Source organism: Komagataeibacter ossonobensis (assembly GCF_057359305.1).
This window is the reverse complement of record NZ_JBXAYQ010000076.1, coordinates 1-6,161: the sequence shown is the minus strand read 5'-3', so window position 1 is coordinate 6,161 and position 6,161 is coordinate 1. Positions and strand designations below refer to the sequence as shown.

Here is a 6,161-nt window from a genome sequence, read left to right as displayed (position 1 = left end):
GGAACTGCAGCCCGGTGCGCTGATAGACGTGCAGCCGTTCAGCCTGACCTGTGATGGTAAAAACATGCAGGGCCTTACCGCCGGCGACCTGCTTGATGCCGTGACGCGGAAAATGGGGGGCATGCCGCCCGCATGTCCGGCGCTGCCCGCATCGCCCGATCATGCCGCACCGGCGTCGCCTGATGCACAGCCATGGGGGCAGGCGGTATTCTGGCAACGGATTGAAACCTTCCTGCAGCCGGGTGACATCGTGGGCGCCGATAACGGGTCATCCATGGTGGCAATGCTGCATGCCCGTCTGCCCGCCGGATGCAGCCTGCTGGTTCAGCCGGTCTGGGCGGCAATCGGTTATTCGCTTCCAGCAAGTCTTGGGGCATGCCTTGCCCTGCCGGAGCGGCGGCATGTGCTGTTTATCGGCGACGGGTCGTTCCAGATGACGGCACAGGAACTGTCCACCCTGCTGCGGCTGCGGTGCAATATCACGATCTTCCTGGTTAATAACGGTGGCTATACCATCGAACGCATGATCCTTGGCCCGCAGGCTGTCTATAACGACATCGCCAACTGGAATTATGCCGCCCTGCCTGCGGCGATGGGCGGTGAGGCCGCGGCGGTGCTGTCGCTGAAGGCCGGTGACCGGGCGGAACTGGATTCCGCGCTGGCGCAGGCGCAGCAGCATGAAGGACTCGTTTTTATCGAGGTTGGTTTCACCCCCATGGATGCGCCGGCCGGGCTGGAAGCGATGGGGCAGGCGGTGCGGCGGTACGATTATGGAATCGAAACCCCCGAATTGCCCTGACCGGCGGCGGACAGGTCATTTTTCGATTAATGAGGAATGACCTGTTTTTAGGCTGGACGGGAAGGGTAAGTCAGGTTATTGAAAATACGACTGTTTTTTCAGTGCATTCCCAAAGCGGGGTTTGGATGCCTCCCGCCTGGTCCGGTAGACGGCAAAAAAGACTCAAGCGACATCACGAAATCGTGAAGTAAATTGATTAAATTGTGTGCAGTTGCACATACTTTAATCTGCTTCACGGCGGTAATGGCAAGCCCGCAAAAGGGATTGCCATTTTTTTTGGCATATTTTCTTTCCATCCAAAATGGATACCTGACGGTTTGCTACATTTTGAGTATTTGTTGGACAATTATAATATTTTCATCATGTAATGATCAGTAAATCACCCCAAACGGGCGTATGATTTCCATTGCGAGTATTTCGGTTCTGGTGTTCTTTCCGGCTTACCAACTCAACACCAGAGGAACCGAAACATGTTTATTGAAAACGTCAGCACCATGATTGCCCATTCCGTGAACGCCATGTCTTCCCTGACCATGGTTGCTTTCCTGCCCATGATCGCTGCCCTGATGGTTGCCACCATCATGTCCGATCGCGCTGCCTGAGCCTGGGGGTTTCTGTCCTGATACCCTTGCAGCCGGAATTCCCACGTTAATGTGGGAATGGCCGGCGGCCAGCAGGTCATGATGAATAAGACGGGTCAGACGCTTCGGCGTCTTTTTTTATGCCTGTAGGATGGGGCTGGAACGCTTCTTTTTGCATGAAGGCATGATGATGGCCCTGATTGACGACCTGCTGCCCTGTTTTACCTTCCGGGAACGCCACGCCCTGCGCATCCATGCCACGGGTGCGACCATTATGGATTGCATCAGCCGTTATCGTGCCCAGGATGATCCCCTGATCCGTCTGGCCATCGGCCTGCGCGAAAGACCCGCGCGCCTGCTGGGCCTGTCGCAGCGCAGGACACTTGATCTGGATGATTTCACACCCCTTGGCCGTGTGGGCGATCGGGAAATGGTTCTGGGACTGGCCGGGGCGTTCTGGCGGATGGATTACGGACTGGTCGATATCGCATCACGCGCGGATTTTCTGGCCTGCCAGCACAGGAATGTGTGCAGGCTGGTTATGGGCTTTACGGTCAAACCCGCGGCAGTCGGCCAGTCCCTGCTGGTGACCGAGACACGGGTGTCCTGTCCCACGTCGGCCTTATGGCGGCGTTTCGCGCCGTACTGGTATGTGATCCGGCCCGTAAGCGGTCTGATCCGGCGGCGTATGCTGGCCCGCATCCGACAACAGGCGGAAGCCGTGGGACAGGATGGGGTATGGCGTTGCGGATAGCCCGGCAGGTCCGCGTAATATTTTGAAAAAACATGTCACTGAAAGGCGGAAGAAACGTTTTCCGCCCTTTATGGCCGTTGATGGGGGAAACCGTCCGGAGGGGATGCGTCAACGCAGGCTTGTAGGTAACCCGGCATGGGTGTATCGGCGACAAAACGAAGCGTACGGAAGTGCGCTTTTTTCTTTTTGTCCAGAGCATATGCATGACTGATACAATCACCATCGCGCGTGGGGGCGTTCGTGCGCCCGTGCAGCCTTCCGGTCATTCCGGCCTGATTTTCTTCATCCTCGCGCTGGGGGGATTTGCCATTGGCACGGCCGAATTCGCGGCCATGAGTCTGGTGCCCATGATTTCGGCGGACATGCACGTCACCGTGCCCGAGGCCGGTCATGCGATCGAGGCCTATGCCGCCGGTGTGTGCGTCGGTGCCCCATTGATTGCCATGTTGGGTGCGAAATACAGCCGCAAATACCTGCTGATCGGCATGATGGTCCTGTATGTATTTGGTAATGGCCTGACCGCACTGGCCCCCAATTACCTGTGCCTGCTGCTGTGCCGGTTCATAAGCGGGCTGCCGCATGGCGCGTATTTTGGCACGGCGGGTATTGTCGCGTCCTCGCTGGTGCCGGAAAACCGGCGCACGCAGGCGGTGGCGCGGGTCGTGCTGGGCCTGACCATCGCCACGATTGGTGGCGTGCCGATGGCCAACGGGCTGGGCATGATGGTGGGGTGGCGCTGGGCCTTCGTGCTGATCGCGGGACTGGCGCTGCTGACCATGCTGCTGATCATGCGCTTCGTGCCTACCGACCCGGCGCGCCCTAATGCCAGCGCCATGACCGAGATCCGGGCCCTGCGCAACCGGCAGGTCTGGCTGACGCTGGGCATTGGCGTCGTGGGGTTCGGGGGTATTTTCTGCGTCTATACCTACCTTGCCTCCATCTTGCAGGAAGTGACCCATGCCCCGGCCTACATGACGCCGGTCATGCTGGCGGTCTTTGGCGTGGGCATGACGGTGGGCACCATGGCCTGCGCATGGGCGGCGGATCGCAAGATGATGCCGACCATTGGCGGCACGCTGCTGGTCAATGCCGCCGCTCTGGCCGGTTTTCCCGGTTCGGTGCATTCCGTGTGGGGCATGATGCCGATCGTGTTCATGATCGGGTGTGGTGGTGGACTGGGCACCGTGATCCAGTCACGCCTGCTGAGTGTCGCGGTCGATGCGCAGGCGTTGGCCGCGGCCATGAACCAGAGCGCATTCAACATGGCCAACGCGATTGGCCCCATGCTGGGCGGCATGGCGATCAGTGCTGGTCTGGGCTGGGAATCCGTGGGCTGGGTCGGGTGCTGCCTGGCCATGGGCGGGTTCGTGATCTGGCTGCTGACGCTGAGCGATATCCGCGCCGCGGCCCGCAGGCAGGCTGGTGGCTGACCCGACCGGGGCAGGGTGGTTGATGCCCTGTCCCAGCATGTCTATCTTTTTGGCATGACAACTGTACCGATGCGGGATCATCTGCTGCCGCCACTGCTGCGTGACCTGTTCCCTGTGCGGCAGGTTTCCGGGCCGGTAGGGGCGGTGCTGCTGCGGGTACAGCATGTGCTTGATAGTGAAATCGCGCCGACTGCCGCAGCCCGTGACCGCACGGGGGGCTATCCCCATCAGGCGATCGCCGCGCTGAAGGCCACGGGTATCCTTGCGCTGGCCGTGCCGTGCGCATGGGGTGGGCTGGGCATGGCGCAGGACCTGTCGCTGGAACTCATGCTGCGTATTGCCGTGGCCGATCCGGCAGTGGCTCAGATCTACAAGGTGCATGATGATCTGGTGCGCGAGATATTCGCCTATTCCCCACCCGACCTGCGCCAGCGCCTGGCGCATCGTATCGTGCACGATCATGCCATCCTTGGCATGGCGGTGGCCGAAAACGGACGCACGGCTGACGATTTCCTGCAAACACTGGCGCGGCCCTGCCCCGATGGCACGCATGCCCTGTCGGGACGCAAGATCTATGCCACTGGCGCATCCGGGGCGGACCTGATCGCCGTATCGTCCTTTGATCCCGTGCGGGCGCAACGGCTGGGATCAGTCCGCGCGGGCGTGCGTATGGACCTTGTGCCGCGTCATGCGCCCGGCCTTGTCTTGCACCATGACTGGGACCGCATGGGCCAGAGAGCGACGGATTCCGGCACCGTGATGCTGGAAGACGTAAAGGTGGGCGGCCAATGGAACGCGTTGGACCCGGATGCGGTGCTGCCCCAGCATGTCGCCCTGCGTTTTCAGGCGGGTTTCAGCGCCATCCTGACCGGTATCGGCATCGGGGCGTTGCGCGCGGTCTGTGCTTTCGTGCCCGAACGCGCACGGCCGTGGGGGGCTGCGGACGTGGAGAGCGCGGATCAGGACCCCTATGTGCGCCGCCTGCTGGGTGAAATCGGGGCGGACCTGTTTGCTGCCTATAGCAGTGTGATGCAGGCGGGCACGATGCTGGTGCAGTATGAAAATGGACAGGTATCGCGCAATGCGGTCGCCATGGCCGCCAGTGCGGCCCGTTCGGTCGCCACACGCGCGGCGCTGCGCGCGGCGTCGGATGCTCCGGCGGCGGCTGGTGCGCGGGGTACGGATAACGTGAACGGGCTGGACCGTTACTGGCGCGATGCCCGCACGCTGTCACTGCATGATCCGGTGGACTGGAAAAATGCCGAAATCGGGCGTCACCTGCTGACCGGGTGGGAACCGGAACCCGGTCCCTATCAGTAGGCCGGTTTGGAAAGCCTGCTTTTAAGATATCCTAAAAATCAAAGGGCGTTTTTGATGAAGCTTTTTTCAAAAAGCTTCGAAAAATGCCGTCTTTTTGAAAAAAAAAGCGGCACCCGAAAATTTTTATATTTATTTATCAATAAGTTATTTTAAAATAATTGTTCATGTCTACGTGATTGATCGCGGACAGGATACGGACCAGGGGGAAAGACGGATGCAGCGACCTGTCATTGCCATTATCGCGACCGGTGGCACCATTGCCCGGCGTTCCATGGACCCGCGTGATACGGTCGATTACGCGGAAATTGGCGCAAGCATTGGGGGCAGCGACCTGCTGGCCGCCCTGCCGGAAGCCGTGCGGGCGCGGTTCGTGGTGCGCGACATTCCCTTTTCAAGCTGTGACAGTGTGGAGATGACGCTGGTGCGCTGGTTCGATCTGGCCAGCGTTGTGAACCAGACCATTGCGGCCTGGCCGGATCTGGACGGTGTTGTCATAACGCATGGTACTTCCTCGCTGGAGGAAGCGGCCTGTTTCCTTGACCTCGTGCTGGATGTGCCCTGTCCCGTGGTTGTCGTGGGTGCGCAGCGTCCCGCCAGCGCCATCAGCGCCGATGGCCCGGCCAACCTGTACGCTGCATTGCTGGTCGCGTCGTGTCCTGATGCGGCCGGACGTGGCGTGCTGGTGGTGGCCAATAACGAAATCCATGCGGCGCAGGAAGTGACCAAGGCGTCAACCTATCAGCTTGAAACCTTTCGCTCCCCCGATTTCGGGCCGCTTGGCATGATCGAGGCCAATCGGGTTTTCTTCGGGCGTGCCGCGGGATATCGCCGTCATGTCGGCTGGCCGGAGGGATATGGCAGCGGGGGTGAAATCCCGCGCGTGGATATCAGTTACAGCCATGCAGGCGCGGATGGCGTGGCCATACAGGCGTTTGTGGCTTCCGGCGCGCGTGGCATCATCTCGGCGGGGATGCTGCCGGGCATGTGTACGCCTGCGGAAAATGTGGCGCTGGATGCCGCCGTGGCCTGTGGTGTCGTGGTGGTGCAGGCCAGTAGCGGGTATTGCGGTGGCGTGGTCCGGCGGCAGGAATTATGCCAGCGCGGGATTCTGGCTGCCGGTCACATGCGGCCCCGGCAGGCCCGCATCCTGCTGGCCCTGGCATTGATGACCGGGGCGGATGGGGATGCCATCCAGACACTGTTCGACACGCCATGAGGGCCTATTTTGCAAAAAGCTTCAGGGAACGCCGCCTTTTGAAAAAGGCGGTACCCAAAAC

Annotated in this window: 6 protein-coding genes; all 6 read left to right on the top strand. The window is 60.6% G+C overall.

What is annotated here, in order from left to right; translation table 11 throughout:
* Positions 1 to 799, top strand: a 799-nt coding sequence (locus AC1RQ9_RS18220; protein WP_485988023.1) for a thiamine pyrophosphate-dependent enzyme, incomplete at its 5' end; no start/stop codon positions are given.
* A 470-nt stretch (positions 800 to 1,269) separates the two neighbouring features.
* On the top strand, positions 1,270 to 1,401 hold the full coding sequence (locus AC1RQ9_RS18215) for a hypothetical protein (protein WP_485988021.1): 132 nt from the start codon (positions 1,270 to 1,272) through the stop codon (positions 1,399 to 1,401).
* A gap of 130 nt (positions 1,402 to 1,531) precedes the next feature.
* Positions 1,532 to 2,134: a hypothetical protein gene (locus tag AC1RQ9_RS18210; RefSeq protein WP_485988020.1), complete on the top strand. Its 603-nt coding sequence runs from the start codon at positions 1,532 to 1,534 to the stop codon at positions 2,132 to 2,134.
* A 203-nt stretch (positions 2,135 to 2,337) separates the two neighbouring features.
* The gene (locus AC1RQ9_RS18205; protein WP_485988019.1) at positions 2,338 to 3,564 is read left to right on the top strand and encodes an MFS transporter; all 1,227 of its coding nucleotides are present in this window, start codon (positions 2,338 to 2,340) and stop codon (positions 3,562 to 3,564) included.
* 69 nt (positions 3,565 to 3,633) lie between these two features.
* Positions 3,634 to 4,884, top strand: coding sequence for an acyl-CoA dehydrogenase family protein (locus AC1RQ9_RS18200; protein ID WP_485988017.1), 1,251 nt, complete (start codon positions 3,634 to 3,636; stop codon positions 4,882 to 4,884).
* Positions 4,885 to 5,098: 214 nt separating this feature from the next.
* Positions 5,099 to 6,100, top strand: a complete 1,002-nt coding sequence (locus AC1RQ9_RS18195) for an asparaginase (protein WP_485988015.1) — start codon at positions 5,099 to 5,101, stop codon at positions 6,098 to 6,100.
* Positions 6,101 to 6,161 lie beyond the last annotated feature (61 nt).